This window comes from Phorcysia thermohydrogeniphila (assembly GCF_004339575.1).
GTDB lineage: Bacteria > Aquificota > Aquificia > Desulfurobacteriales > Desulfurobacteriaceae > Phorcysia > Phorcysia thermohydrogeniphila.
In genome coordinates, this window is the sequence record NZ_SMFV01000004.1 from 158,520 (window position 1) to 182,381 (window position 23,862).

Below are 23,862 nucleotides of genomic sequence, written 5' to 3' on the forward strand. Positions count from 1 at the left end.
TTCTTATTCCTCCTTGAGGTCACCAACAAGTTCTGAAATATGGGAGTAGCCCATTTCTTTTAAGTATTTTTCAAGGCCGGAGACGATTTCTTCTACGGCCTTTGGGTTGTAGAAGTTTGCAGTGCCTACCTGAACTGCAGAAGCTCCGGCTAAGAAGAACTCAACGGCATCTTCCCAAGTGGATATTCCCCCGATACCTATAACGGGAATTTTTACGGCCTTTGCAACCTGATAGACCATCCTAACGGCCACAGGCTTTATTGCTGGGCCGGAAAGTCCCCCAAAGCGATTCTTAATTTTTGGTTTCCTCTTGTATATGTCTATCGCCATTCCAAGGAGGGTGTTTATCGCTGAAACGGCATCTGCACCGGCAGACTCAACTGCTTTTGCTATTTCAGTAATGTCTGTTACGTTGGGAGAGAGCTTGACTATTACCGGCTTATCTGAGTTTTTCTTAACGGCCTCTGTAAGTTTCCCTGCCTCTACCGGGTCAACTCCAAAGGCAAGGCCACCCTTTTTAACGTTTGGACAGGAGATGTTGAGCTCTATGGCGTGAACGCCGGAAACTCCCTTTAGCTCCTTTGCAACGGCAACGTACTCTTCAACTGTAGAACCGTAAATGTTGGCTATAACCCTGCACTTGTAGTTTTGGAGCTCCGGCAGAACCTTCTCCACAAAGTACTTCACCCCCGGATTTTGAAGGCCTATTGCATTTAACATTCCACAGGGGGTTTCCCATATCCTCGGGGGCTCGTTTCCTTCACGGGGCTCTATGGAAAGTCCCTTAACGCAGACAGCTCCAACCTTGTTAAGGTCAACGTAAGGGGCGTATTCAAGTCCAAAGCCAAAGGTTCCCGAGGCAGTCCAGACGGGATTTTCAAACTTAACGCCAAAGAGCTCTACCTTCAGCATCACTTCACCTTCCTAAGGTAAGCTATTGCCTCTATGTGGTATGTCTGGGGAAACATATCTATAAGCTTAACCTTTTCCATATCTATGCCAAACTGGTGGAAAAGAGCTATGTCCCTTGCAAGAGTAGATGGGTTACAGGAGACGTAAACAATCTTCCTGAGACGGGGAATCTGTGACAGCTCCCTTACAACCCTCTGGTTTAAACCGCTACGGGGAGGGTCAACAATGACAAGGTCGGGGTTATAGTCCTTCACAATGCTCAGTGCTTCCTCTGTCTGACGGCAGTAGAAGGTGATGTTCCTGAGGCCGTTTATGTCTTTATTGTAGAGGGCATCGCTAACTGCAGAAAAGCTTGCCTCAACGCCAAAGGCCCTGTGGACGTACCTGCCAACCGGTATGGTCAACGTTCCAACGCCACAGTAAAGATCTCCAGCAAGCATGTACTGCTGTTCCATAGCAGCTCTTGATACCCTGTTTATGAGGTTCCCCACCTGAAACCTGTTAACCTGAAAGAAGGAGTCTGCACTCACCCTAAACTTGAACTTATCAATTACCTCGTAAGTAAAGTCCCTGCCGAAGAACTTTATCCTCTCTGGGTAGCCGTCACCACCGGTCTTATAGATTCCGAATCCAACAACGTTGAGGTTCAGTATCTCTCTAACCCTTTCCAAAGTGAGGTTAATCCTCTTAAACCTGCCGGAGTAGACAATCTTTAACAGGACTTCGCCTTTAGAGGAGGAATAGATGTGAAAGTCAGAAGGTTCTGAGGGGAGCTCCTTTAAGAGCTCCTTTAACTTTGGCATTATGTCGTGAATGTCCTCTTTTAAAAGGTAACACCTGTCTATATCAACAACGTTGTGGCTACCCTTAGCAAAGAAGCCTACTTTTCCGTTCCTTACTTTTAGCTGAGCCCTGTTCCTGTAGTACCAAGGTGAAGAGGAAGGGATAACTTCCTCTATGTTGGGACGTTTTATCTTTCCTATCTTCTGGAGATTCTCCTCTAAGATGTCTCTCTTGAATCTCACCTGACTTTCATAGTCTATGTGCTGCCAGTCACAGCCACCGCACCTACCAAAGTAAGGACAGCGCGGAGTAGTCCTGTACTTGCTCCTTTCAAGGTAACGAACAACCTCTGCCTCGCTGTAACCACTTTTCCTACTCGTCTCCTCTACTATTACAACGTCTCCGGGAGCTACCTGAGGAACAAAGACAGCTCTACCGTTTAACCTACCAAGTCCTTTCCCACCGTAAACGAGCTTCTCTATTTTTATCTTGAATTGCTTTCCCTTCTGCTTCAAGGAATGGCCTCCAAGGGCGGAAGTGAAGCTTAGAGTCGGATTATACGAATTTCAAGGAACATTTGCTAACATAGAAATTAAGAGCTATAACCTTCAAGGAGTCGGCCATGAAGATAAAGACGAAACTTCTGATTTCCCTCGTGGTTGAAGTCCTGATGATTCTTTTCTTCACTGAATTTGCCACCTACAAACTCCACAGCTTTCGTGAAGCCTACGAGTTAGAGAAAGTTATGTTTAACGTTGAAAAGGATATAGCCGACTTGAGAACTTACCTCCTGCTTTCTGACCAAGAATTTAACAGCTCTTCAGACATAAACGATAGGCTGGAAAAGGACCTAATGAAACTTGGAGAGTTTAGCTCTCCAGAGGCCTCAAAAGTTTACTCTATCTTCCTTTCTGCAATCAGCGAGGTCAAGAAAGGAAGTCCAGACCTCCAGACGCTAACAAAGAGCCTATCAGACAAGGAAATGCAAGTCTACCACCTCCGGGAAAGCCTTTCAAAGGAAGCAGAAGGCATCCTCTCCTTTGCCGAAAGCATCGTCAGGATTATTCCCCTCTTTAGCCTCTTCATCATAGGTATAGGAGCTTTCAGCTCCTACAGGGCAATAGTTATGCCCATCCAAAAGATGACAGAGACGATGAAAGAGATAGAAAAAGGAAACCTCACAAAGCGCCTCTCCATAGATAGGGATGATGAACTCGGCCTTCTGGCCAAGGAATTTGATAAGTTCGTTACTTGGATTAAGTCAACCTTTGAGGAACTCGGGAAACTATCGGTCAAAGTCTCTAACGATGCCGGTGTTCTTATACTTGAACTCTTTAACACCAACCTGAAGAACAGCGATATCAAGAAGAGGTTCATGGAGCTCTCTGTCTCCTCAGAAATCCTCGCAAGCTCCATATCGGACGTAAACAGGCTAATAAAGACTGCCAGCAAGGAAGTTGAAAACGTAGATAGCGAAACCCGCAAAGGAGCCGAGATAGTTTCAAGGTCTGTTAACGACGTTCAGGAGCTTGCAGATAGAGTTATCTCCTTAAGGAGCAGGATTGAGAAACTACAGCAGAGCTCTGTAACAATCCAGAACGTAGTTGAAACAATTAAGACGATTGCAGACCAGACTAACCTCCTTGCCCTCAACGCCGCAATTGAAGCCGCGAGGGCAGGAGAGGCAGGAAGGGGCTTTGCAGTTGTAGCTGAAGAGGTAAGGAAACTTGCAACGAGGACGGTTAGCTCTGCCGAAGAGATTGGAAAAATCGTCAGCGACATCATCTACCTTATAGAAGAGTTTTCAAAGGACCTTGAGGAACGCGCAAGTGAGGCTTACAACGTTAAGCAGGAGATGGCAAAGACAGAGAACGTCCTTGTAACGATAAGGAAGAGAGTAGAGTCCCTATCAAAAGTTACGGAGAACATGCTCTTCTCCTTAAAGCAACAGTTAAGTGCTCTTGATACCGTAAGGAACAACGTTGCTGCAATTAACGAAGAGATGCTTAAGTTCCAAGAAGTGTTTAGGAAACTTGAAGAAAGAATATACAGGACAAAGGCTTCTATCAGGTCTGTTCAGGACAACATTTCAAGGTTCAACATAGGAAAGCTCCTCACAATCATCAGGGGAGAGGAGCTCTTTGCCGACTGGATAGCGAGACTTCCAAAGGTAAGGGAAGGTGGAGGAACTGTTCTTGACTTTGACGCTTCTCCTATAAGGGAGTGGATAAGGAAGGAGCTCCGTCAGCTTGACGTTAAGGGAATAAGTGAGGTGGCCAATCAGCTTGAAACGGCAATAGAAGGGTGTTTTGCTGTGGCGAGGGAGATAATGAAAGCAGTAGGCGAAGGCAAACCGGCAGACAGGTTCTTCAAGGACTTGGAAAATAAGGCCCTTCGTGTTATAGAGCTGTTTGAAGAGATAATAGAAAGGATTACCAATGGAGAGACAGAAAAGGTATGAAGGTATCTGCTACTTCAGGAGATTCTGCAACAGCAGGCTACTCCCTCATATAAATATTCCTCTCTTCTTTAGCTTTAGGGTTGTAAAAGTTGACGGGTCTGCCCTTTATGCAGACCGCTTTTCTCCCCCCGGAATCGTGGAGCTCCTTTTAGACAAGGAAGCTTTCCTTACAAAGAACGTCCTTGATAACGGGAAAGTAGTTCTCGTTAAGTCGCTCATAGAGAAGAAAATAGACAGCTCCACTGTACTTCTAAGGCTCGGTGAAGAAGTATGCGAAAACAGGCGTCTATTTGACAGGTACGTATTCTGTCCAGAAAAGCTTGGTGCCTTTGAGCTCTCATCTGAAAATGCCCCCCTCGGAAAAGCCTACATCGTCAACGTAAGTCTCTCTGGAGTTGAGTTTGTTTCTCCCTCGGCAGATACCTGTACCATTCTACCGGGCTTAATCTTGAATGCATCCCAAGGAAATAAGCGTCTAAGGGTAAAAGTTCTGAGAGTTAAAACAGAGCCCGGAAAGGTATTTATTGCTGGAGAAATACTAAACACAACCTTCAACCTGATGGACTTCATTATTGATAATTACGTCAAATTAGTAGGCGAAATTCTGCTCAAAAACTTCTGAGCTTCTGGTATAGAGTATCCCTCTGAACTGGCGTGTAGCCTGCGTCCTTTATCAGCCTTATGATTTCAGACAGGGGCATTCTGAACTTTACGCCTGCTGCTGCCACAACGTTTTCCTCAATCATGAGAGAGCCAAAGTCGTTTGCGCCAAACTTAAGGGCAACCTGTGCAAGCTTTCCCCCCTGAGTCACCCAAGAGGCCTGAACGTTAGGGATATTGTCAAGGTAAATTCTGGAAACTGCTAAAACTCTCAGATATCTCTCCCCACTGGCCTTATCTTTTACTTCTCTTCCAAGTTCGGTGTTATCCGGCTGGTAGCTCCAAGGTATGAAGGCTGTAAAACCTCCTGTTTCATCCTGTAATTCCCTTATCACTTTAAGGTGTTCAACAATATCCTCGTCGGTGTCCAAACTCCCAAACATCATCGTTGCCGTGGTTCTTAAACCGAGTCTGTGGGCAGTCCTGTGAACTTCAAGCCATTCCTTAGTTTTTGCCTTTCGGGGGGCTATTCTCTCCCTTACCTTGTCAACGAGTATTTCTGCTCCCCCACCGGGAATTGAACCAAGACCACAAGACTTAAGACGCTTTAAAACTTCCTCTATAGAGAGTCCTGAAACTCTTGAAATGTGCAGAATCTCTGGCGCAGAAAAGCCGTGAACGTGTATCTGTGGGAAGTTTGACTTTATAAAGCTGAGGAGCTCCTCGTAGTACTCAATGCCAAGACTTGGGTGGAGTCCTCCCTGAAGGAGAACTGCCGTCCCTCCCAGTTCTACAGTCTCCTCTATCTTTTTCCTTAAAGTTTCCCAGTCTATAACGTAAGCGTCGGGGTCTTTTTCTTCCCTATAGAAAGCGCAGAACCTACACTTACAGGTGCAGATGTTCGTGTAGTTTATGTTCCTATCTATGACGAAGGTAACCTCTTTTTCTGGATGTTTCCTATTCCTCACGAAATTCGCAAGTTGACCAAGCGTAATGAGGTCTGCTTCCCTTAAAAGCCACAGAGCCTCACCCTCAGAAATCCTCTCTCCAGAGAGAACCTTTTCTACAACCTCCATTCTCACCTCTGCGGAATATAATTAAACCTTAGAACTTTTAGTCTAAGAGGTAAACTTTGGAGTGTCAAATTTGCGGTGGCAGCGGTTGGATTGTAGAGGAATCGGGGGGCGTAAGCAAAGCAGTCCGCTGCAGGTGCCAGTTTGAACGCTTCAGCAAAGAATTCCTAAGGAGCTCCTCCATCCCTGCCAGATACAGGAACTGTAAGTTCTCAAACTTCTACCCAGAAACAGAAACTCAGCTAAGAGCTCTAAAGGCATGTAAGGAGTTCTTTTACCAGTTTCCCTTCGTTGACAGGGGAATTCTCCTCTATGGTAACCCCGGAACGGGAAAGACCCACCTTGCAGTTGCACTACTCAGGAACGTTATAAAGTATAAAGGGCTAAGGGGAGTTTTCTGCGACTTTAGGAATTTACTCATAGAGCTAAAGAGTACATTTGGTACCGGTGAATCTGAGACGGAGATTTTAGAAAACGTTATGAGAGCTCCCCTCCTTGTCCTTGACGACGTTGGAGCCGAAAGGGGAACGGAGTGGGCCAAAGACAAGCTGGCAACGATAATAAACTATAGGTACGCCAACAACTTACCCACAATCATAACGACGAACCTACGCTTTGACGTTCCAACAGGTGAGAGTTTCTCCTCAAGGTTTGACGAGAGAACGGAATCACGCATCTACGAAATGTGCACAATAATAAAGGTGGAAGGTCATGACAGGAGGAGGAAAGCCCGTTTATAAGAACATCGGCATAATAGCCAACCCGATAAAACCTGAAAGCGGTAGGGGTGTCCAGAGGATAATAAGGAAACTCAGAGACTATCCAGTTAGACTATACACAGATGAGGAAACCTGCAAGCTAACGGGAGAACCCGTTTGCAAGGAAAAGGTAAAAGTCGTTGATAGGCTAATTTTGCCCGACAAAGTTGACGTCATTCTGGTTCTTGGCGGAGACGGCACGTTCCTCACGGTGGCAAAGCTCGTTGATAAAAGACCCGTCCCTCTCCTTGGAATAAACTTTGGAACCCTCGGATTTTTAACGGAAATTTCCATAGACAACATAGAAGAAAGCCTTGAAAGACTGTTAAGGGGAGAATTTACCGTTGAAAACAGGCCGGTAATAAGGGTTAAAGTTCTTCGTAAAAACGGCCACATTTCCATCTATAGGTGCGTTAACGAAGTTGCAATAAAGAGGGACACCTTAGCGAGAATTATTGAAATAGAGGTTGAGGCAGATGGGGACTACGTTACAACCTTTAGAGGGGACGGTGTAATCGTTGCAACGCCAACAGGCTCAACTGCTTACTCTCTCTCCGCCGGTGGTCCCATACTGATGCCCACTTTGAGCGCAATGCTCCTTACGCCCATATGTCCCCACACGCTCACCCTTAGACCTCTCGTCCTTGAAGGAAAGATCTGTCTTACGGCAAAACTAAAGACTGAAAGCGAAACTGTGATGGTCATTTTTGATGGTCAGGAGGGGATAGAGCTCCGAAAAGGTGACATCATAGAGATAACCCGCTCACCCTACGACCTCCTAATCCTGAGAGACCCAAAGAAGTCTTACTACCAAACCTTAAGGGAGAAACTTAAATGGGGGTAGGAATAATCTCCGCTATAGCTGCTGCAGCTTTTTTGCTTCCAGTAATTTTTGGAATAAACGGTAAGTTAACTACACCCGAAAGTTCTCAATGTTACAGAGGAAAGCTCTACATCTCAAACATAGGAGGTTTACCGCCAGACAAAAAAGACGGAGACGGCTACATCCTGCTCGCCGACCTTAAAGGAAACGTCATTAAACGTAAGTTTATAACGGGACTAAACGCTCCAAAAGGAATAACCTTCGCAAAAGGCAAACTATTTGTGGCGGATATTGACACCGTTGTTGTCGCAGACCCGGAAACGGGAAAAATACTTAAGAAGATTCCAATACCCGGCGCTAAGTTTTTAAACGATATCGCCTTTGACGGAAAAAGGACTGTCTACGTTACAGATACCCAGACAAACTCCATATACACCATAGATACCGAAAACTTTAAAGTCTCCCTCTACTTAAAGGATTCAAGACTTCAAGGACCAAACGGAATAGCCTTCCTCCCTGACGGAAAAATACTCATTGCAAGCTGGGGCGGAGGGAAGCTACTTCTCCTTGACGGCAAGGATATAAAAGTAATAGCCTCTGGCTTTGAAACGCTTGACGGCGTTGTAGCTTTAGAGGATGGAACTATTCTATTTTCTGATTTTTCCGCCGGCAAAGTTTACGAGCTTAAAGGCGGAAAACTTAAAGAAATCTACAAAGGGTTTTCCCCTGCCGATATAGGCTACTGTAACGGCATTCTGTTTATTCCGGAGTTTATGGTCAACAGCGTTAAGGCCGTGAGGGTGAAAAAATGAAGAGAAAAAAGAAAATACTAATCTTGACGGGAGAATCTGGTGCTGGTAAATCCAGCGCAATGAGACATTTAGAAGATTTAGGTTTTTACTGTATAGACAACATCCCGCCCTCCCTCATTCCTAACCTCATAAGGCTCGTGGAAGATAACCCCGAAATAGAGAAGGCCGTCCTTGTAACAGATATAAGAAACCCTTCTTTCCGTACTACAGCTCCTTCAGTCCTTGAGAACATTAAGTCTAAGTTCCCAGAAGTTGAAATATGGTACTTCACAGCAGACAAAGAAACGCTCATTAAACGCTTCAGCGAAACTAGGCGCCCCCATCCTTTTGAACGTTACGAGCCGGGCAAAAGCCTTGAAGCTCTTATAGAGGAAGAGAGAGAAATCCTTGAACCGATAAAGGCCTTGGCGGATAGAGTCATAGACACCACTGAAATGACAACCCACGACCTCAAACGTTTCCTGAAGGAAATGATTCTCAGCGGTAAGCCAAGACTAAAAGTTACAGTTATGTCCTTCGGCTTTAAGTACGGTCTTCCGCCATCTGCCGATAACGTCTTTGACGTTAGGTTCTTACCCAACCCCCACTTTGTGCCAGAGCTCCGTCCAAAAACCGGTATGGACAAGGAAGTTGTTGACTACATCTTTCAGTTTCCAGAAGCTAAAGAAATCTCAGAACTAATAACCCGCTTTGTAGAGTTTACCCTCCCTATGTATGAGCAGGAAGGAAAAGCCTACGTCACCTATGCTATCGGCTGCACCGGCGGACAGCACAGGTCAGTAGCTATTACTGAGCTCGTAGCTCAGGAGATTGCAAAGAAGTTTAGAGGCTACAACGTGTTTGTTGAACATAGGGAACTAAGCGAAAGGAGGCAAATTAGTAGCGGCGAAGAATAGTTAAGTGGTCCTCTTCAGGGAAAACAGATAAGGTGGAGCTCCGAATAAGCAAGTGGAGCTTAAGAGCTCCCTGAACCCCCGTCACAGAATCTTTTTCTCCAACAAAGATTTTAGCAGGCACACTGAGATTCCTAGCGAAGTTAGACAGGTCAAAGTAAGAAAAAGACTCTAAGAGTTCTGTAACCTTTCCTTCGTCAAGCTCTGGAAGGGGCAAGTTCACTTTAGAACAGAGAGCTCTGAACTCCTTTACTGTTCTTTTAAAATCTTTTTTGAGCTTCCTTAAAAACCGCTTTACCACTACCTCTGGCTGGGAAATTCCAGAAAACCTTACTGTAGGAGCAAAAAGTATCAGTTCCTTAACTTTATCTGGGTAGAGGGAAGCCATTACAACGGCTAAGGTCGCGCCTAAGGACCACCCAACAAGGGCAGAGTTCTCAGGAAGGTACTCTCCAATTTCCCTCGCTAACTCTACGATATCTGAAGAACTAAAAAAGCTCTCCCCGTGGCCGGGGAGAATTATATGTTCTGCACTTTCAAAATGAGTTCCTTCCCAAACCGACGGCTCAAAGCTCCAGCCGTGGATAGTAAAAAGTTTCATGCAGCCTTTTTCCCGCTGTGCCCTAAGATACGCTGTATAAGGTGGTACTCCTTAATAACCTCTATTGCTCTCTTCATCTGGCTGTCAATACGTTTCTCCCTCTTCTTCCTTATCTCTTCCGTCTTCTCCGGATGCTCCTCCATTTCTTTAAACTCTTTCTTAAGCTTCTCTATGTCCTCCTTTGAGAGCTTGACTACGATGTCTGGATTGATTCCCTTGCCGTCTATACACTCGTTGTTGGGCATGTAGTACTTTGCAGTTGTTATCTTGACGGCGTAGCCCATCTCTAAGGGGTAGAGAGTCTGAACTGAACCCTTACCGAAGGTCTTTTCTCCAACAACTATTGCCCTGTTATTAAAGCGGAGAGCTCCGGTTAAAATCTCAGCAGCACTTGCCGTCCCGGAGTTAACAAGCATCACAACGGGCACGGAAACCGGCACAACTGGGTCATGTGTAGAGTAATACTTCCTAACGCTCTGGGGAATCCTTCCTTTCGTGTAGACTATGAGCTTACCCTTAGGGAGGAAGTAGTCGCTAATCACAACAGCAGCTTCAAGGAGACCTCCGGGGTTGTTCCTAACATCAACGATGATTCCTTCAAGTTTCTTGTTCTTCTTTAAGGCCTCTAAGGCCTTCTTAAACTCATCAACGGCGTTCCTCTGGAACATTGTAAACCTAATGTATCCAATGTTCCCTTCAAGTATTCTGTACTTAACACTCTGAATCTTTATAACTGCCCTTGTTATCGTGAAAGGCTTTGGCTCTGCCCAACCTTTACGCCAGACCCAAATCGTTATCTTTGTCCCCGGCTTACCCCTCATGAGCTTGACAGCTTCCATAAGGGTCATGTCGGGAGTAACCTTTTTATCCTCTATCTTAACGATAACGTCCCCAGCTTTTAGACCGGCCTTATAGGCTGGGGTATCCTCTATCGGGGCAATAATCAGTAACCTTCCGTCCTTCGTCTTCGTTATCTGTATGCCAAGGCCTCCAAACTCTCCACTGGTTTCAACCTGAAACTCTTTGAGTTTATCCGGAGTGAAGAGGGTACTGTGGGGGTCAAGCTTTGAGAGCATCCCTTGGATAGCGCCCTCAAAGAGTTCCTTGGGAGTAACAGGCTCAACGTACCTCTCCTTCACAAGCTGATAGGCCTCAGTAAACAGCCTGATAAAGCTGAGCTCTTGGTTACTCTTAGCCTCTCCCTTCATTGCAGCAGAGAGGGAAACCTTGGCAACCGAAAGCATCAGCAGTATAACCACAGAAAAGAAGACGGAAGTCTTCAGGAACCGTTTCATTTTTTCCTCGCAAGGACTTTTTTAACCTTCTCAATTATCCCATTTTCATCTAACTTAAAGTAGTGTAGCAAATCCCATCCCTTACCTGAAAGTCCGAAAACATCAGGAGTGCCAAGCCTCTCCATTGGTACCGGGTAATTCTCCACCAGAACTTCTGCCACTGCAGAACCAAGACCTCCTACAACCGAGTGCTCTTCAGCCGTAACGACAGCCCCAGTTTTTGAAGCTGACTTAACTACAAGCTCAACATCTATAGGCTTAACGGTCGGCATGTGAATCACTTCTACGGAAATTCCCTCCTTCTCAAGGATTTCTGCTGCAAGGAGGGCAAAGGAAGACATCACCCCGTTAGAGATAACTGTTACGTCCTCTCCTTCCCTTAAAACGTGTCCCTTGCCTATTTCAAACTTGTAGCTTTCATCAAAAATTCTTGGAAACTTTTCCCTTGAAAGCCTTACGTAAAAAGGACCTTCTGTATAGGCCACCTTCCTTATAACCTGCTTCGTCTCTATATCGTCGGCAGGAACTATTACCCTCATGTTTGGAATACTTCTCATAACGGCAACGTCTTCAAGAGCCTGATGGCTTGCTCCGTCCTCTCCTACCGTTATTCCACCGTGAGAGCAGACTATCTTAACGTTTAAGTTGGGATAACAGATTGTCTGTCTAACGGCCTCCCAAGCCCTTCCTGTCCCGAAAATGGCAAAGGTGCTAACAAAGGGTATTTTGCCGGAAACTGCAAGTCCGGCAGCAACGTTCATCATGTTAATCTCTGCAATTCCCATGTTGAAAAATCTTTCAGGAAATACCTTTGCAAACTTTGCAGTCTTTGTAGAACCAGAAAGATCAGCGTCAAGAACGACTATCCTTTCGTCTTCCCTTCCAAGCTCAACAAGTGTATCTCCATAGGCGTCCCTAAGGCTAACCTTTTCCATCTTCTCCTCCTCTAAGTAACCTCTCCCAGTTCTTTAAGGGCTTCCCTTAGAAGGTCTGGAGGTAGAGCCTTACCGTGCCACTCTGCCCTGTTCTCCATAAAGGAAACTCCCTTACCCTTAACAGTCTTAGCGATAATCATCGTTGGCTTGTACTTTACGGTATCAGCTTCGTCAAGGGCGTTCCTTATCTCTTTAAAGTCGTGACCATTTATCTCTATAACGTGCCATCCAAAGGCCTTCCACTTCTCTACTGTGGGGTAGATGGACATAACCTCATCAACCGGCCCATCAATCTGCAGGTTGTTGTTGTCTAAGATAACGCAGAGGTTATCAAGGTTATAGTGGGATGCTGCCATTGCCGCTTCCCAGACGCTCCCTTCCTGAGCTTCCCCGTCCCCTATCATGCAGTAGACCCTGCTGTCACTCCTATCAAGCTTTAAAGCCAACGCCATTCCGACGGCAGCACCTATACCGTGTCCAAGAGAACCTGTGCTTATTTCCACTCCGGGAGTTGTAAGCATGCTTGGGTGTCCCTGAAGGTCTCCCTCAAGGACTCTAAACTCCTTTAACTTCTCAAGGGGGAAGTAACCAGTCCTTGCAAGAACGGAGTAAAGGGCAGGAGAGGAGTGTCCTTTTGATAGAACAAAGCGGTCTCTCTTTTCCCACTTTGGATTTTCGGGGTTATGTCTCATCTTGTAGTAGTAGAGTGTAACGAGGATATCTGCTGCAGACATTGAACCACCGGGGTGTCCTGAGTTAACGGCCGTTGTCATCTTGAGAATATCTTTTCTCACTTCCCTTGCGATAGCCCTTAAGGTAACGTCATCTATTTCCCTGTTCCTCTCAAGGAAAAAGGAAGGCTCAAACCTTATCATTCGTAACCTCCAAACAGATTCTAATAGGCCTTCTCTCCTCAGAGAGCCAGAAAAAAGATAGGCCTTTTTAGCAACTTTTAACACTCTTAGGAGTTAAAAACCTTCTTCCTCCTTAATTCTCCTTATCTCCTGTTCAACCTGCTCCCTTGCCGTTCCTCCTACTATGTTCCTGCTGTTTATAGAGCCTTCAACGCTCATAAGGGAGAGAACGTCCTCCTCAAACTTATCGGAGAACTTCCTAAACTCCTCAAGGGTAAGATCCTCAAGGGTCTTTCCGTTATCAAGGCAGTAGGCAACCACTTTCCCAACTATCTCGTGAGCTTCCCTAAATGGAACGCCCTTCTTTGCCAAGTAGTCGGCAACGTCGGTTGCAAGGGAAAAGCCCTTCTTTGCCTGTTCTCTCATTCTCTCCTTTCTTGGCTTCATGCCTGAGACTATCTTCTCGTTTACCCTTAAGGCCATCTTGACAGTATCTATGGCGTCAAAGAGGGGCTCTTTGTCCTCCTGAAGATCCCTGTTGTAGGTAAGGGGTAAACCTTTTAAAACTGTAAGGATTGCAATTAAATCCCCGTAAACCCTTCCTGTCTTACCCCTTGTAAGCTCAGAGACGTCTGGGTTTTTCTTTTGGGGCATTATGGAGCTCCCCGTGCAGAAAGCGTCGGGTAGCTCAATGAAGCCAAACTCTTCAGTTGACCACAGGACAAGCTCCTCAGAAAGCCTTGAAAGGTGCATCATAACCATTGCACAGTTAAAGATTGTCTCTGCTACAAAGTCCCTGTCGCTAACAGCGTCCATACTGTTCCTTGTAACGCCGTCAAAACCAAGGAGCTCCGCGGTAAACTCCCTATCAAGTGGATAGCTCGTTCCAGCCAATGCAGCAGAACCCAAAGGGGAAACGTTAACCCTCTTCAGGGTATCTTTAAACCTCTCGGCATCCCTCTTAAACATCTGGTAGTAGGCAAGCATGTGGTGAGAATAAAGAACCGGCTGGGCAATCTGTAGGTGGGTGTATCCGGGCATCACAACGTCTAAGTTCTCCTCTGCCTGTTTTACGAAGGCCCTGCGCAGAGCTTTGAGGAGCTCCAGTATCTCCTCAATCTCGTGACGGACGTAAAGCCTTACATCTGTCGCTACTTGGTCGTTCCTTGAACGGCCGGTGTGGAGCTTTCCTCCAACAGCTCCTATCTTTTCTGTAAGCCTCTTCTCAACGTTCATGTGGACATCTTCAAGCTCTGTCTTCCAGACAAACTCTCCCCTCTCTATCTCGTCAAGGATTTCCCTTAGTCCAGAAACTACTTTCTCGGCCTCTTCCTTCTTTAGGATTCCCTGCTTTTCAAGCATCTTGACGTGGGCAATACTTCCGGCTATATCAAAGGGTGCAAGCCTCTTATCGTAGGAGACGGACTCGGTGAACTCCTCAACGAGCTTATCAGTAGACTCTTTAAACCTTCCGCCCCAAGGCTTTTTACCGCTTGCCACGTTAGACCCCCTTCACTTGCTTAAGTCTACCACTAAACCTATAATTTCCTAAATCTTTCACGGAGGAAAATATGCTTGGCAGGGAAATAAAGGAAGCCCTCACCTTTGACGACGTTCTCCTCGTTCCAAACTACTCAGAGGTGCTTCCCACCCAAGTTGATGTAAGGACAAAGCTTACAAAGAGAATTACTCTCAACATTCCAATAATGAGCGCCGCAATGGACACAGTTACCGAGGCGGAGCTTGCAATCGCCATCGCAAGGGAAGGTGGCATAGGTATCATCCACAAGAACATGACGATTGAGGAGCAGGCAGAAGAGGTTGACAAGGTTAAGCGCTCTGAAAGTGGAATGATAGTAAAACCTGTAACCGTAAGGCCTGACCAGACAATCGCCGAAGCCGAAGCTTTAATGAGGAAGTACAAGATTTCTGGCCTTCCGGTTACCAACGAGGAAGGGAAGCTGGTAGGAATAATTACAAACAGGGATATAAGGTTCGTAAAGGACTTCTCAAAGAAAATAAGTGAGGTAATGACAAAAGAAAACTTAAAGACCGTTCCTGTCGGAACTACATTGGAAGAGGCAAAGGAGATTCTCCAGAAGTACAAGATAGAGAAGCTCCCCGTTGTTGATGAGAACGGTTACCTAAAAGGTCTCATAACGATTAAGGACATTGAGAAGAAAGAAAAGTACCCAAACGCCTGTAAAGATGAGCTTGGAAGGTTGATGGTAGGAGCTGCCGTTGGTGTTGGAGACGAGGCCGTAAGGAGGGCAGAAGCCCTCATAGAGGCAGGAGTTGACGTCATAGTTATAGACACAGCCCACGGCCACTCCAAAGGGGTAATTAAGACAGTTGAGAGGTTAAAGGAGCTCTTCCCCGACGTTGACCTAATTGCCGGAAACGTTGCAACCCCAGAAGGAACGGAAGCTCTCATAAAGGCAGGAGCAGACGCAGTTAAAGTCGGTATAGGTCCCGGTTCTATCTGCACGACAAGAATCGTTGCAGGTGTTGGAGTTCCACAGCTTACAGCAATTGCAGAGTGTGCAGAGGTGGCAGACAAGTACGGAATTTCCATCATAGCCGACGGAGGGATAAAGTTCTCCGGAGATATTGCCAAGGCGATTGGAGCTGGAGCAAGGGCTGTAATGATAGGAAGCCTCTTTGCAGGAACTAAGGAGTCACCCGGAGAGCTCGTCCTCTACCAAGGAAGGAGCTACAAGGCCTACAGGGGAATGGGCTCCCTTGGCGCAATGAAGAAGGGAAGCAAAGACAGGTACTTCCAGTCTGAGGTGGACGAGAAGAAGCTCGTCCCAGAGGGCATTGAGGGAATGGTCCCATACAGAGGCCCTCTCGCAGACACTATCCACCAGCTCGTAGGAGGCCTTAAGGCCGGAATGGGTTACTGTGGAGCTGCAAACATTGAGGAGATGAGGAAGAAAGCACGCTTTGTCAGGATAACTCACGCAGGACTAAAGGAGTCCCACGTCCACGACGTTATCATCACTAAGGAAGCTCCAAACTACTGGATTGAGAGATAAGTGGGTGGGTTCTGCCCACCTTTTCACTAAATTGCCACCGTTCCAAAGTCAACCCCGTAGGTACTTAGGACACTCAGAAACTCTCTATTCATCCTTCCTTTCCACCTATTTAAAGCTATCTGTAAGCCCGTTGGTCTCTTTGGCTTATAGAGAAGTGACATCCCAGCCTCTTGAGGCGTTCTATCACCCTTTTTCTGGTTGCAACTACTGCAACAGGTTACCAAGTTTTCCCACTCCCACTTTCCCCCTTTACTCTTTGGGACGATGTGGTCTATCGTTGCTTCACTATCTTTAACAACCTTCCCGCAGTAAGCACAGATAAAGTTGTCCCTTATGAAAACCGCTCTCCTCGTTGGAGAGGTAGTTTGCCAGTGCCTCATCAGAACGGGAATTCTTATAACCAAAGGAGCTGGATACTCTAATCTAGGCGAAGAAATCGTAATGGAGCTATAGTACTCAAGAACTTCACACCTGTTAAGGTAGTCAAGGAGGAAGGCCTTTTTATGGGAGAATATGGTTATCGGAAGGTAGGTCTTATCAAGAACAAGGGTTGGGTACAGGACCATGACCGACTCCCCATTACACTTTGTTCAAATTTAATGCTCAGGAGGCTCAGGTGGTTACAGAGCTCTTAAAACTCCTTAAGTCATTTACAGAACAAGAGATTGCACTCCTTGAGTCCAAAGATAGACAGTACAGAGCTCTTAAAAAGCTTTTCTCCGCCATAAAAGAGCCGGAGCTCTTCTTAAAGCTCGTGGTTGTAAATGCCCTCCTCTCCTACCAGCTCCAGATGAAAGGGGAAGACTACTGGGAAACCTTTTCCCGCTTTTTCTCAAAAAGTCCCAAACTTGAAAATTTTGAGGAGTTTTTAAAGCTCTACAACAAACGGTTTCTCCCCGCAAAGCTTAAAAGGCTTAAGAAAGTTATCAGGTGCATAGAGAAGATAACCGAAGAAAAGAGCATTCTCGCCTTTGGAAATAACCTAAAAGAACTTGTTAGAGAACTCTCCTCCTGTCTAAACCAGAAAGAGGACAGCAAAACAATCGTCTTCGCCGCAAAGATGTTTATGTACGGCTACAGAATAGCCTTCGGGGAAGAACCAAAAGGAGCTGATGAGATAGGTATACCTCTTGACTCAAGACTATCAAAAATTAACCCAGACAAAAGGTTCTGGGAGGAACTTTCAGAAAAAAGCGGTATTCCTCAGATACACCTTGACGCCGTTTTCTGGATTCCGGCAGGAATGAAGGAAGAAGAGATGAAGGAGCTCCCAGAAAACTTAAGGGAAAAGCTGGAGAAGTTACAGCAAATCCTTAGTAGCGGTTGACTGGAAGGAATAACAGCTCTTTGAACAACTTTCAGGTCTAATACGACTACATCCAGAGAAAAGGAGTAAAAGAGAGGGAAATAAAAACAATTCTGCTCATTTACTCCTCCAAGCTGATAACGTCGTTCACGGTGTTCTCGTTTACTCTATCATCCTCTGGATTTTGAGAAAGTAGAACAAGGAACTCCTTATTTCCTTTCGGCCCTCTCGGCTTTGATAGTGTAAGGTTTTCTGGGTAGAGGCCTATCTCCCTTGAAAAGTTAAGAATCTTTTCAATCGCCCTTTTATGAAGAGAAGGGTCTTTAATAACCCCTTTTCCCCTATCAACCTCCCTTTTTGTCAGCTCAAACTGGGGCTTAATCAGGGCTACTATTTTCCCGCAAGGCTTTAAAAATTGCTTTACGACTGGAAGAATTTTGGTGAGAGAAATAAACGAAACATCAACAACTACAAGGTCAACCTTCTCCGGAACTTCCTTATCCGTAAGATACCTTGCATTAAAGCCCTCTATTGAAACCACCCTTGGGTCGTTTCTCAGCTTCCAGTCAAGCTGTCCTTTGCCAACGTCAACGGCGTAAACCTTCTCTGCACCGTATTGAAGGAGGCAGTCGGTAAACCCTCCAGTTGAAGCACCAACGTCAAGGCAGGTAAATCCCCTAACGTCAAGGTTAAAGGCCTTTATAGCCGTTTCCAGCTTAAGGCCACCGCGGGAAACGTAGGGAATGTCCTCTCCCTTTATTTCTATCTTGGCGTCTAAGGGGACAGAAGCCCCCGCCTTATCTACAACTTTCCCGTCAACGAGAATCTTCCCGGCCATTATGAGGGCTTTCGCCCTCTCCCTGCTCTTTACAAGTCCCCTCTCAACGAGGAGCTTATCAAGCCTTCCTTTACCTGCCATTACCAACAGTTCCAAGAATTAACTAAAGATTTATCTGCTTAACCTCTAGTATCTCAGGAATGCCCTTTATCTCCCCAATTGCCTCCGGTGGAACGTCGTCGTCCACCAAGATAACTCCTTTTGCCTCTTTACCCTTTTCCATCCTTCCAAGCTGGAAGCCGGCAATGTTCACGTTGTACCTACCAAGGATTGAGCCAAGCTTCCCTATTACGCCGGGAACGTCAAAGTTCTTGATGAGGAGAAGTTTGCCTTCTGGTGTAAGGTCAAAGAGGAATCCATTAATCTCAACAATCTTTGGAAACTTCTCATCCATAACCGTTCCGGCAATAGAGAACTCTCCACTTTCGGACTTACAGGTTACCCTTATGAGCTTCTTAAAGTTTATGCCCTCAGGTCTTTTAACCTCTACTATGGAAATGCCCTTCTCCTTTGCAAGGAAGGGAGCGTTTATGAGGTTAACCGGTATATCAACCATCTTCTGCAAGAAACCTTTAAGGAAGGCAGTCGTAAGGGGCTTTGTATCCTCTGAAATCTCTCCCCTGAACTCAAGGACAATCTCCTTAGAACGTGAGCAGGCAACCTGAACGGCAAAGAGTCCGAGCTTTTCGGCAAGGTCCATAAAGGGCTTTAACACCTTCGCGGCAGCAGTGTCCTCGTAAGGAGCGTTAACTGCAAACTCTACCTCTTCTCCCCTTAAGGCGGCAAGAACCTGATTTGCAATTATTACAGCTACGTTTGTCTGGGACTCGTAGGTGTTAGCTCCAATGTGGGGAGTTACGATGATGTTTGGAGCGTCAAGGAGGATGTTGTCAGTTGCGGGCTCTTTGGAGAAGACGTCAACTGCAGCAGCCCTTACCTTACCACTAACTAAGGCATCGTAGAGGTCTTTCTCGTTTATTATTCCTCCCCTTGCGATGTTGAGGATTATAACGCCGTCCTTCATCTTCTCTATTTCTTTCTTGGTTATCATGTTCTTTGTCTCTTCGGTCAGGGGAGTGTGAACCGTTATGATGTCGGAGCGCCTTAGGAGCTCCTCAAGGTCGTCAACAAGTTCAACCCCAAGCCTTTCGGCCTTTTCCCTCTTTATATAGGGGTCGTAGGCTATCACCTTCATATCAAAGGCTTTAGCCCTTATACCTACGCGAGAACCTATCCTTCCAAAGCCGATTATTCCAAGGGTCTTACCGGCAAGCTCAACACCCATAAACTTCTTCCTTTCCCACTTCCTCTCTTCCTTTAAGGACTTGTGAGCATAAGGAATTAGCCTTGCGGCGGCAATCATCATTCCCATTGTGTGTTCTGTGGCCGCCAAGGTGTTACCGGTTGGGGCGTTTACAACCAAGATTCCCCTGCGGGAAGCTGCGTTAAGGTCAATGTTGTCAACTCCAACCCCTGCCCTTCCTACAACTTTCAGCCTCTTTGCCCTTTCTAATAACTCTTCCGTTACGGGAGTTCCGCTACGGGTAATGAGGGCGTCGTACTCAGGGATTATTTCTAAGATCTTTTCAAAGTCCCTAAAGAGCTCCGGCTCGTAGGTTACCTCAATGTCGGGCTGGCTCTTAAGGAGCTCTATTCCGGCCTCTGCTATGTGCTCTGTAATGAGAACTTTATATACAGACATTCCTTCTCAACCTCCTTAAACTCTTTAGTGAGTGGATTATACTGCATCAAGGAGAAACCTTAGGACGTTCGTCGCGTAAGCCCCGGAGGGGAGGAAAAAGGAAAGCCTTATCCCATCCACGCCCTTAGAAAGTTTAAAGTCCTTAACAGGGACAAAAGTCCTGCGTGAGAAACTATGAAAGAGTTTAGAGTAACTTTTCATTTCTTCCCTTTTAATTCCAATTTCCCTTAGCTTACTCTCGTAGAAGGGAACAGAAACTTCTGGATGGAACACCGGAAGGGTTTCCGGAATCTCAACTTTCTCTAAAGGAAAGAGCATATCTCCTAACTTGTACCTAAACCTTACGAATTTACACGTCTTAGACTGGATTAACTCTTTAAGCCACTCGTTGAAAAGAAAACTCTGGAAAACGTTAAACTGAAACTCAATCTCTGAAGGAGGAATTAAGTTAAAAGCCTCTTTTAGTCTATCAGGGTTTTTTCTCAGGAAATTGGCTACCATCTTTCTCCAGCCTGTAAGAAACTTTTCGGCCGTCCCGTAATCCCCTTTTAAGAAAGCTCTTTTACCTTTACGGCTCCTTGAACCCTCCCAGCCGGCAGGTTTAAAGAGGTAGAGAAGAGCTCCCTCTAAATCTCCCTTAGCAATGTACTCCACAAAGAAGGTATTACCCCTTACCGGAGTAAACCTCTGCTCACCGTAGTAGTTCGGAATTCCGTAAGTTTTCAGAACATTTACTCTCTCCTCTGGAGGGAAAGGAGCTCCCCTTACAGTTATCCTGAAAAAGTTTCCTGCAACTTCTGAAGGGTTTAAAGGTTTATTTCTCCTTCCTGCAAAGGTAAGCTTTAAGTTTGGGAAGGATAGCTCTTTTAACCTGAACTTCTCAGGAACGGCTATGAACTGAACAGTAACGGCGTTTTTGTCCTTTAAACCTCCTTTTGAAATTACTTTTACGGGAACTCTACAAAGGTTAGCAACTTTTCTTATCGCCTCTTCCGTCTCAAGTCCCTTTTTCCAGAGCTTATAGACCAGAAAAGCCCCTTCCTTCTTAAGGGGCTCTTTTAAGACTTCTGTAACTTCAAAATCTTCAGGCTTTTGTTTTATTTTCGCCAACCTTTTAGTCCCGACAGTACCTTTCCTTTATTCTCTCTATTATTTTTGTAGTTGAAATGTCATACTCAAAGGGAATTCTCTCTACCCTTTCGGCAAACTCCCTTCCGACAATCTTTTCAAGTTCCCAGTCCGCCCCCTTAACAAGAACGTGAGGCCTAACAGTTTTAATCACTTCATAAGGAGTATCGTCCTCAAATATAAAAACGTAGTCCACAGCCTTAAGACCTATTAAAACCCTTGCCCTGTAACTTTCTGGAACTATTGGGCGCCTCTCCCCTTTTATCCTCCTTATAGAGCTATCGCTGTTCATTCCGACTATCAGAACATTCCCAAAGGACTTGGCCTTTTCCAAGTAGTCAACATGACCGGCGTGAAGTATGTCAAAGCACCCGTTTGTGAAAACTATCCTTTTCCTCTGAGACTTTAAGTCCTCAACGAGCTTTTTTAATTCCTCTATGTCCCTAATAATCCTGCTCAAAGCACCTCTCCAGACTAAATTTCTCTTTTAAAGCTAAGTCTATTTTAAAGGAGAAGAAATTGAAAGGAAAGGAAGTTATAAACGTAATTGGAGCTGGGCTTGCAGGGGTTGAAGCTGCTTGGAGGATAGCCCAAAGTGGCCACAAGGTTAGACTCTTTGAGATGAGACCGAAGAAGACAACCCCTGCCCACAAGACGGACAAGTTTGCAGAGCTCGTCTGCAGTAACACCCTCGGCGGGAAGGAGCTAACGACCCCAAGGGGACTTTTAAAGGCTGAGATGGAGCTCCTTGACTCCTTAGTCGTTGAAGCTGCCAAGAAAACGGAAGTTCCGGCAGGGGGAGCTCTCGCCGTAGATAGGGATAAGTTCGCAGACTACATAACAGAAAAAATAGAAAACCATCCAAATATTGAGGTAATAAGGGAAGAGGTAAAAGAGATACCGGAAGAGGGAATAACGATTGTCGCGACTGGCCCTCTTACCTCAGATGAATTTTCTGAATACTTAAGGAACTACTTGGGAGAGAAGGAGCTCTACTTCTACGACGCAATTTCGCCGATAGTCTATGCAGACACGATTGACTACTCAAAGTGCTTCTGGGGCTCCCGTTACGGGAAAGGTGGAGACGACTACCTAAACTGTCCCATGACGGAAGAGGAGTACGAGAGGTTCTACAACACCCTGATGGAGGCCGAAAAAGTTCCCCTTAAGGACTTTGAGAAGGCCTGCTACTTTGAAGGCTGCATGCCAATAGAAGAAATGGCAGAGAGGGGAAAGCAGACGCTACTTTTTGGGCCTTTAAGGCCTGTCGGAATTATTGACCCGAGAACCGGAAAACAGCCCTTTGCCGTAGTCCAGCTCAGGAAAGAGAACAAGGAAGGAACGCTACTAAACCTTGTCGGCTTCCAGACAAAGCTCAAATACCCAGAGCAGAAAAGGGTTTTCAGACTTATACCCGGCCTTGAAAATGCCGAGTTCGCCCGTTACGGAAGTATCCACAGGAACACATTTATAAACTCCCCTAAGCTCCTCCTGAGAACTCTCCAGTTAAAGAAGAACCCAAAAGTCCTATTTGCCGGTCAGATAACCGGCGTGGAAGGTTACCCCGAGTCGGCCGCAAGCGGTATCATAGCCGGAATGAACGCAGTTAGACTCCTTGAGGGTAAAACCCCAGTCTACCCTCCAGAGACAACGATGATAGGCGCTTTGCTAAAATACATCACCGAAGCTGACCCCAAGAGCTTTCAACCAATGAACGCAAACTTTGGCCTTCTCCCTCCACCGGAAAAGAGAATAAGGGGGAAGAAAGAGAGAAGGGCTTACTTAGCAGAAAAAGCCTTGAAGGACATGAAAGAATGGTTAAAAGAGCTGTCCTGAGTTTGGCCCTCTTGTTACTCTTAGGAACGAATGAGGCACAAGGAACCATTTACGAGATAAAGATAGTCAAGGAAAAGGAACGTCAGGGAGCTCCCAGTCAGCTGATTATCTATAAGGTCAAGAAAGGAGATACCCTTTACGGTATCCTTAGGAAGTTCCATATCCCTCCCATCTACCTTAACAAAGTGGTTAAGATTAACAAACTAAAGAACCCCAACCTCATATACGTTGGCCAGCGCCTAAAACTCCCTGTAGGGAAAGACTCTCAGGGAAAGACAAAATCCTCCCCGGAAAGGTACTTGATTCCTTCAGTAAAAGTAGTCGGAGGTAAAGTAGAGAATGAAGGCGTTTTCTTCTTAGGAGAAAAGAAAATTGACTACAGGGAAACGCCTAAGGTAGAAATCGGTGGAAAAAAGTTTATTGTGGACCTTTCTAAAAGCTTAGACGAAGAAACACGGAAAGCCCTCGGCGACTTGGGAATAGAAATCATAGACGGCAAGAAACTCAAAGAGCTAATAGAAGAACAAATTGCAGGTAACTTCCTTGATATCAAGAAAAATGGAAAGATAATTCTGGGGCTAAACGATATTCTTACTTACCACTACGACTACATGGGCTACAACAAACTTTCAGGACAGTTGACCATTATTAACCTTAAACCCGATACTCCTTGTGGCCTTCTTGGACTTTTACGCTCCTACGGTATAGAAGTTCTCCAGCCGAAAGCTCCTCATCTTGATATTAAAAAGGAAGGGAAAGGAGAGCTAAAAATCCTCCCCGGTGAGGGTCTGGATAAGCTAAATAGCCTTGTAGAAATTCTCCTCGGAGAAAAGGGAAAAGTAAACGAGCTTGGACTGGAGCTCCCCAAAAGCAAGATATACGTTGTCTACGACTACGTTGACCCAGAGGAAAGGGTCAAGCTGGAGCTCTCAGGTTATAAGGTTGCCGTTCTTTCAGGAAACTTTTTGGCAGACGTTGAAAAACTTCTGGAAATCGTCCCCTTAGCAAACAAGAGAATTAATCTGATACTCTACGAACCTCCCCTTTCTAAGGACAAGAACTTCCGTTCAAAACTTGAAATAAAGGGACTCTTGGTTAGCACAGGAAAGAAGGAGTGGTTCTTGGTAGACGCATTAGATAAACCTGAAGAGATTCCATACCTGCTTGAGAGGGGAATAAACTTGATTATCTATTAATGAGGGGGGCACGAGCCC

Annotated in this window: 23 protein-coding genes; 10 read left to right on the forward strand and 13 right to left on the reverse strand. The window is 45.7% G+C overall.

Annotated features, from left to right (window positions below):
* Positions 1 to 3: 3 nt before the first annotated feature.
* Positions 4 to 915, reverse strand: coding sequence for a dihydroorotate dehydrogenase (locus CLV27_RS06450; protein WP_345775893.1), 912 nt, complete (start codon positions 913 to 915; stop codon positions 4 to 6).
* Positions 912 to 2,210 (reverse strand): class I SAM-dependent RNA methyltransferase, encoded by a 1,299-nt coding sequence (locus CLV27_RS06455; protein ID WP_132527015.1) that lies wholly within the window; start codon positions 2,208 to 2,210, stop codon positions 912 to 914. The genes CLV27_RS06450 and CLV27_RS06455 overlap by 4 nt, the downstream gene beginning before the upstream one ends.
* A gap of 107 nt (positions 2,211 to 2,317) precedes the next feature.
* Here CLV27_RS06455 and CLV27_RS06460 point away from each other — a divergent pair, with 107 nt between their 5' ends.
* Positions 2,318 to 4,156 carry a methyl-accepting chemotaxis protein gene (locus CLV27_RS06460; protein ID WP_132527017.1) on the forward strand — a complete coding sequence of 613 codons (1,839 nt, stop codon included), beginning with the start codon at positions 2,318 to 2,320 and terminating at the stop codon, positions 4,154 to 4,156.
* Positions 4,134 to 4,778, forward strand: coding sequence for a hypothetical protein (locus CLV27_RS06465; protein WP_132527019.1), 645 nt, complete (start codon positions 4,134 to 4,136; stop codon positions 4,776 to 4,778). The genes CLV27_RS06460 and CLV27_RS06465 overlap by 23 nt, the downstream gene beginning before the upstream one ends.
* Here CLV27_RS06465 and mqnC read toward each other — a convergent pair.
* Positions 4,765 to 5,832, reverse strand: a complete 1,068-nt coding sequence (mqnC, locus tag CLV27_RS06470) for a cyclic dehypoxanthinyl futalosine synthase (RefSeq protein ID WP_132527021.1) — start codon at positions 5,830 to 5,832, stop codon at positions 4,765 to 4,767. The two genes, CLV27_RS06465 and mqnC, sit on opposite strands and share 14 nt — an antisense overlap.
* A gap of 56 nt (positions 5,833 to 5,888) precedes the next feature.
* On the opposite strand from mqnC, the gene CLV27_RS06475 reads away from it, so the two are divergent.
* From CLV27_RS06475 to rapZ, 4 genes are read left to right on the forward strand one after another with little or no spacing between them, the layout of a single operon-like run.
* On the forward strand, positions 5,889 to 6,569 hold the full coding sequence (locus CLV27_RS06475) for an ATP-binding protein (protein ID WP_132527023.1): 681 nt from the start codon (positions 5,889 to 5,891) through the stop codon (positions 6,567 to 6,569).
* Positions 6,541 to 7,431, forward strand: a complete 891-nt coding sequence (locus CLV27_RS06480) for an NAD(+)/NADH kinase (RefSeq protein ID WP_132527025.1) — start codon at positions 6,541 to 6,543, stop codon at positions 7,429 to 7,431. The genes CLV27_RS06475 and CLV27_RS06480 overlap by 29 nt, the downstream gene beginning before the upstream one ends.
* On the forward strand, positions 7,422 to 8,222 hold the full coding sequence (locus CLV27_RS06485; protein ID WP_132527027.1) for an NHL repeat-containing protein: 801 nt from the start codon (positions 7,422 to 7,424) through the stop codon (positions 8,220 to 8,222). The genes CLV27_RS06480 and CLV27_RS06485 overlap by 10 nt, the downstream gene beginning before the upstream one ends.
* Positions 8,219 to 9,118 (forward strand): RNase adapter RapZ, encoded by a 900-nt coding sequence (rapZ, locus tag CLV27_RS06490; RefSeq protein ID WP_132527029.1) that lies wholly within the window; start codon positions 8,219 to 8,221, stop codon positions 9,116 to 9,118. Before CLV27_RS06485 ends, rapZ begins: the two co-directional genes overlap by 4 nt.
* Here the strand turns inward: rapZ and CLV27_RS06495 are convergent.
* The 5 genes from CLV27_RS06495 to argH all read right to left on the reverse strand — a co-directional run bounded on the left by CLV27_RS06495 (position 9,099) and on the right by argH (position 14,300).
* Positions 9,099 to 9,716 carry an alpha/beta fold hydrolase gene (locus CLV27_RS06495; RefSeq protein WP_132527031.1) on the reverse strand — a complete coding sequence of 206 codons (618 nt, stop codon included), beginning with the start codon at positions 9,714 to 9,716 and terminating at the stop codon, positions 9,099 to 9,101. The genes rapZ and CLV27_RS06495 overlap by 20 nt on opposite strands.
* On the reverse strand, positions 9,713 to 11,011 hold the full coding sequence (locus tag CLV27_RS06500; RefSeq protein WP_132527033.1) for a S41 family peptidase: 1,299 nt from the start codon (positions 11,009 to 11,011) through the stop codon (positions 9,713 to 9,715). Before CLV27_RS06500 ends, CLV27_RS06495 begins: the two co-directional genes overlap by 4 nt.
* Positions 11,008 to 11,946 (reverse strand): transketolase family protein, encoded by a 939-nt coding sequence (locus CLV27_RS06505; RefSeq protein WP_132527035.1) that lies wholly within the window; start codon positions 11,944 to 11,946, stop codon positions 11,008 to 11,010. The genes CLV27_RS06500 and CLV27_RS06505 overlap by 4 nt, the downstream gene beginning before the upstream one ends.
* Before the next feature lie 11 nt (positions 11,947 to 11,957).
* Positions 11,958 to 12,821: a transketolase gene (locus CLV27_RS06510; protein ID WP_132527037.1), complete on the reverse strand. Its 864-nt coding sequence runs from the start codon at positions 12,819 to 12,821 to the stop codon at positions 11,958 to 11,960.
* A 93-nt stretch (positions 12,822 to 12,914) separates the two neighbouring features.
* Positions 12,915 to 14,300 (reverse strand): argininosuccinate lyase, encoded by a 1,386-nt coding sequence (gene argH, locus CLV27_RS06515; protein WP_132527039.1) that lies wholly within the window; start codon positions 14,298 to 14,300, stop codon positions 12,915 to 12,917.
* Positions 14,301 to 14,371: 71 nt separating this feature from the next.
* Here argH and guaB point away from each other — a divergent pair, with 71 nt between their 5' ends.
* On the forward strand, positions 14,372 to 15,838 hold the full coding sequence (gene guaB / locus CLV27_RS06520) for an IMP dehydrogenase (RefSeq protein WP_132527041.1): 1,467 nt from the start codon (positions 14,372 to 14,374) through the stop codon (positions 15,836 to 15,838).
* Between the two features lie 26 nt (positions 15,839 to 15,864).
* On the opposite strand, the gene CLV27_RS06525 is transcribed toward guaB, so the two are convergent.
* Positions 15,865 to 16,404, reverse strand: coding sequence for an HNH endonuclease (locus CLV27_RS06525; RefSeq protein ID WP_132527043.1), 540 nt, complete (start codon positions 16,402 to 16,404; stop codon positions 15,865 to 15,867).
* A gap of 50 nt (positions 16,405 to 16,454) precedes the next feature.
* On the opposite strand from CLV27_RS06525, the gene CLV27_RS06530 reads away from it, so the two are divergent.
* Positions 16,455 to 17,165 carry an N-glycosylase/DNA lyase gene (locus CLV27_RS06530; protein ID WP_132527045.1) on the forward strand — a complete coding sequence of 237 codons (711 nt, stop codon included), beginning with the start codon at positions 16,455 to 16,457 and terminating at the stop codon, positions 17,163 to 17,165.
* A gap of 100 nt (positions 17,166 to 17,265) precedes the next feature.
* Here CLV27_RS06530 and CLV27_RS06535 read toward each other — a convergent pair whose 3' ends face one another.
* Genes CLV27_RS06535 through rfaE2 form a run of 4 tightly spaced genes read right to left on the reverse strand, consistent with a single transcriptional unit; the run spans position 17,266 to position 21,263 of the window.
* On the reverse strand, positions 17,266 to 18,063 hold the full coding sequence (locus CLV27_RS06535) for a TlyA family RNA methyltransferase (RefSeq protein ID WP_132527047.1): 798 nt from the start codon (positions 18,061 to 18,063) through the stop codon (positions 17,266 to 17,268).
* Between the two features lie 22 nt (positions 18,064 to 18,085).
* Positions 18,086 to 19,684: a phosphoglycerate dehydrogenase gene (gene serA, locus CLV27_RS06540; RefSeq protein WP_132527049.1), complete on the reverse strand. Its 1,599-nt coding sequence runs from the start codon at positions 19,682 to 19,684 to the stop codon at positions 18,086 to 18,088.
* A 36-nt stretch (positions 19,685 to 19,720) separates the two neighbouring features.
* Positions 19,721 to 20,794, reverse strand: a complete 1,074-nt coding sequence (truD, locus tag CLV27_RS06545) for a tRNA pseudouridine(13) synthase TruD (protein WP_132527051.1) — start codon at positions 20,792 to 20,794, stop codon at positions 19,721 to 19,723.
* Positions 20,795 to 20,798: 4 nt separating this feature from the next.
* Complete coding sequence (gene rfaE2, locus CLV27_RS06550; protein ID WP_132527125.1) at positions 20,799 to 21,263, reverse strand: D-glycero-beta-D-manno-heptose 1-phosphate adenylyltransferase; 465 nt, start codon at positions 21,261 to 21,263, stop codon at positions 20,799 to 20,801.
* A 68-nt stretch (positions 21,264 to 21,331) separates the two neighbouring features.
* Here rfaE2 and trmFO point away from each other — a divergent pair, with 68 nt between their 5' ends.
* Together trmFO and CLV27_RS06560 are read left to right on the forward strand one after the other, a co-directional pair.
* Positions 21,332 to 22,648 (forward strand): FADH(2)-oxidizing methylenetetrahydrofolate--tRNA-(uracil(54)-C(5))-methyltransferase TrmFO, encoded by a 1,317-nt coding sequence (trmFO, locus tag CLV27_RS06555; RefSeq protein WP_132527053.1) that lies wholly within the window; start codon positions 21,332 to 21,334, stop codon positions 22,646 to 22,648.
* Between the two features lie 2 nt (positions 22,649 to 22,650).
* Positions 22,651 to 23,844, forward strand: a complete 1,194-nt coding sequence (locus tag CLV27_RS06560) for a LysM peptidoglycan-binding domain-containing protein (RefSeq protein ID WP_165863701.1) — start codon at positions 22,651 to 22,653, stop codon at positions 23,842 to 23,844.
* Positions 23,845 to 23,862: the final 18 nt, after the last annotated feature.

Bases quoted from the DNA above. Each gene is read 5' to 3' on its own strand.
- guaB (WP_132527041.1), top strand. From the start codon at position 14,372: ATGCTTGGCAGGGAAATAAAGGAAGCCCTCACCTTTGACGACGTTCTC.
- mqnC (WP_132527021.1), bottom strand. From the start codon at position 5,832: ATGGAGGTTGTAGAAAAGGTTCTCTCTGGAGAGAGGATTTCTGAGGGT.
- CLV27_RS06480 (WP_132527025.1), top strand. From the start codon at position 6,541: ATGACAGGAGGAGGAAAGCCCGTTTATAAGAACATCGGCATAATAGCC.
- CLV27_RS06465 (WP_132527019.1), top strand. From the start codon at position 4,134: ATGGAGAGACAGAAAAGGTATGAAGGTATCTGCTACTTCAGGAGATTC.
- CLV27_RS06525 (WP_132527043.1), bottom strand. From the start codon at position 16,404: ATGGTCCTGTACCCAACCCTTGTTCTTGATAAGACCTACCTTCCGATA.
- serA (WP_132527049.1), bottom strand. From the start codon at position 19,684: ATGTCTGTATATAAAGTTCTCATTACAGAGCACATAGCAGAGGCCGGA.
- CLV27_RS06510 (WP_132527037.1), bottom strand. From the start codon at position 12,821: ATGATAAGGTTTGAGCCTTCCTTTTTCCTTGAGAGGAACAGGGAAATA.
- CLV27_RS06505 (WP_132527035.1), bottom strand. From the start codon at position 11,946: ATGGAAAAGGTTAGCCTTAGGGACGCCTATGGAGATACACTTGTTGAG.
- CLV27_RS06535 (WP_132527047.1), bottom strand. From the start codon at position 18,063: ATGGCAGGTAAAGGAAGGCTTGATAAGCTCCTCGTTGAGAGGGGACTT.
- CLV27_RS06460 (WP_132527017.1), top strand. From the start codon at position 2,318: ATGAAGATAAAGACGAAACTTCTGATTTCCCTCGTGGTTGAAGTCCTG.
- CLV27_RS06500 (WP_132527033.1), bottom strand. From the start codon at position 11,011: ATGAAACGGTTCCTGAAGACTTCCGTCTTCTTTTCTGTGGTTATACTG.
- CLV27_RS06495 (WP_132527031.1), bottom strand. From the start codon at position 9,716: ATGAAACTTTTTACTATCCACGGCTGGAGCTTTGAGCCGTCGGTTTGG.
- CLV27_RS06485 (WP_132527027.1), top strand. From the start codon at position 7,422: ATGGGGGTAGGAATAATCTCCGCTATAGCTGCTGCAGCTTTTTTGCTT.
- rapZ (WP_132527029.1), top strand. From the start codon at position 8,219: ATGAAGAGAAAAAAGAAAATACTAATCTTGACGGGAGAATCTGGTGCT.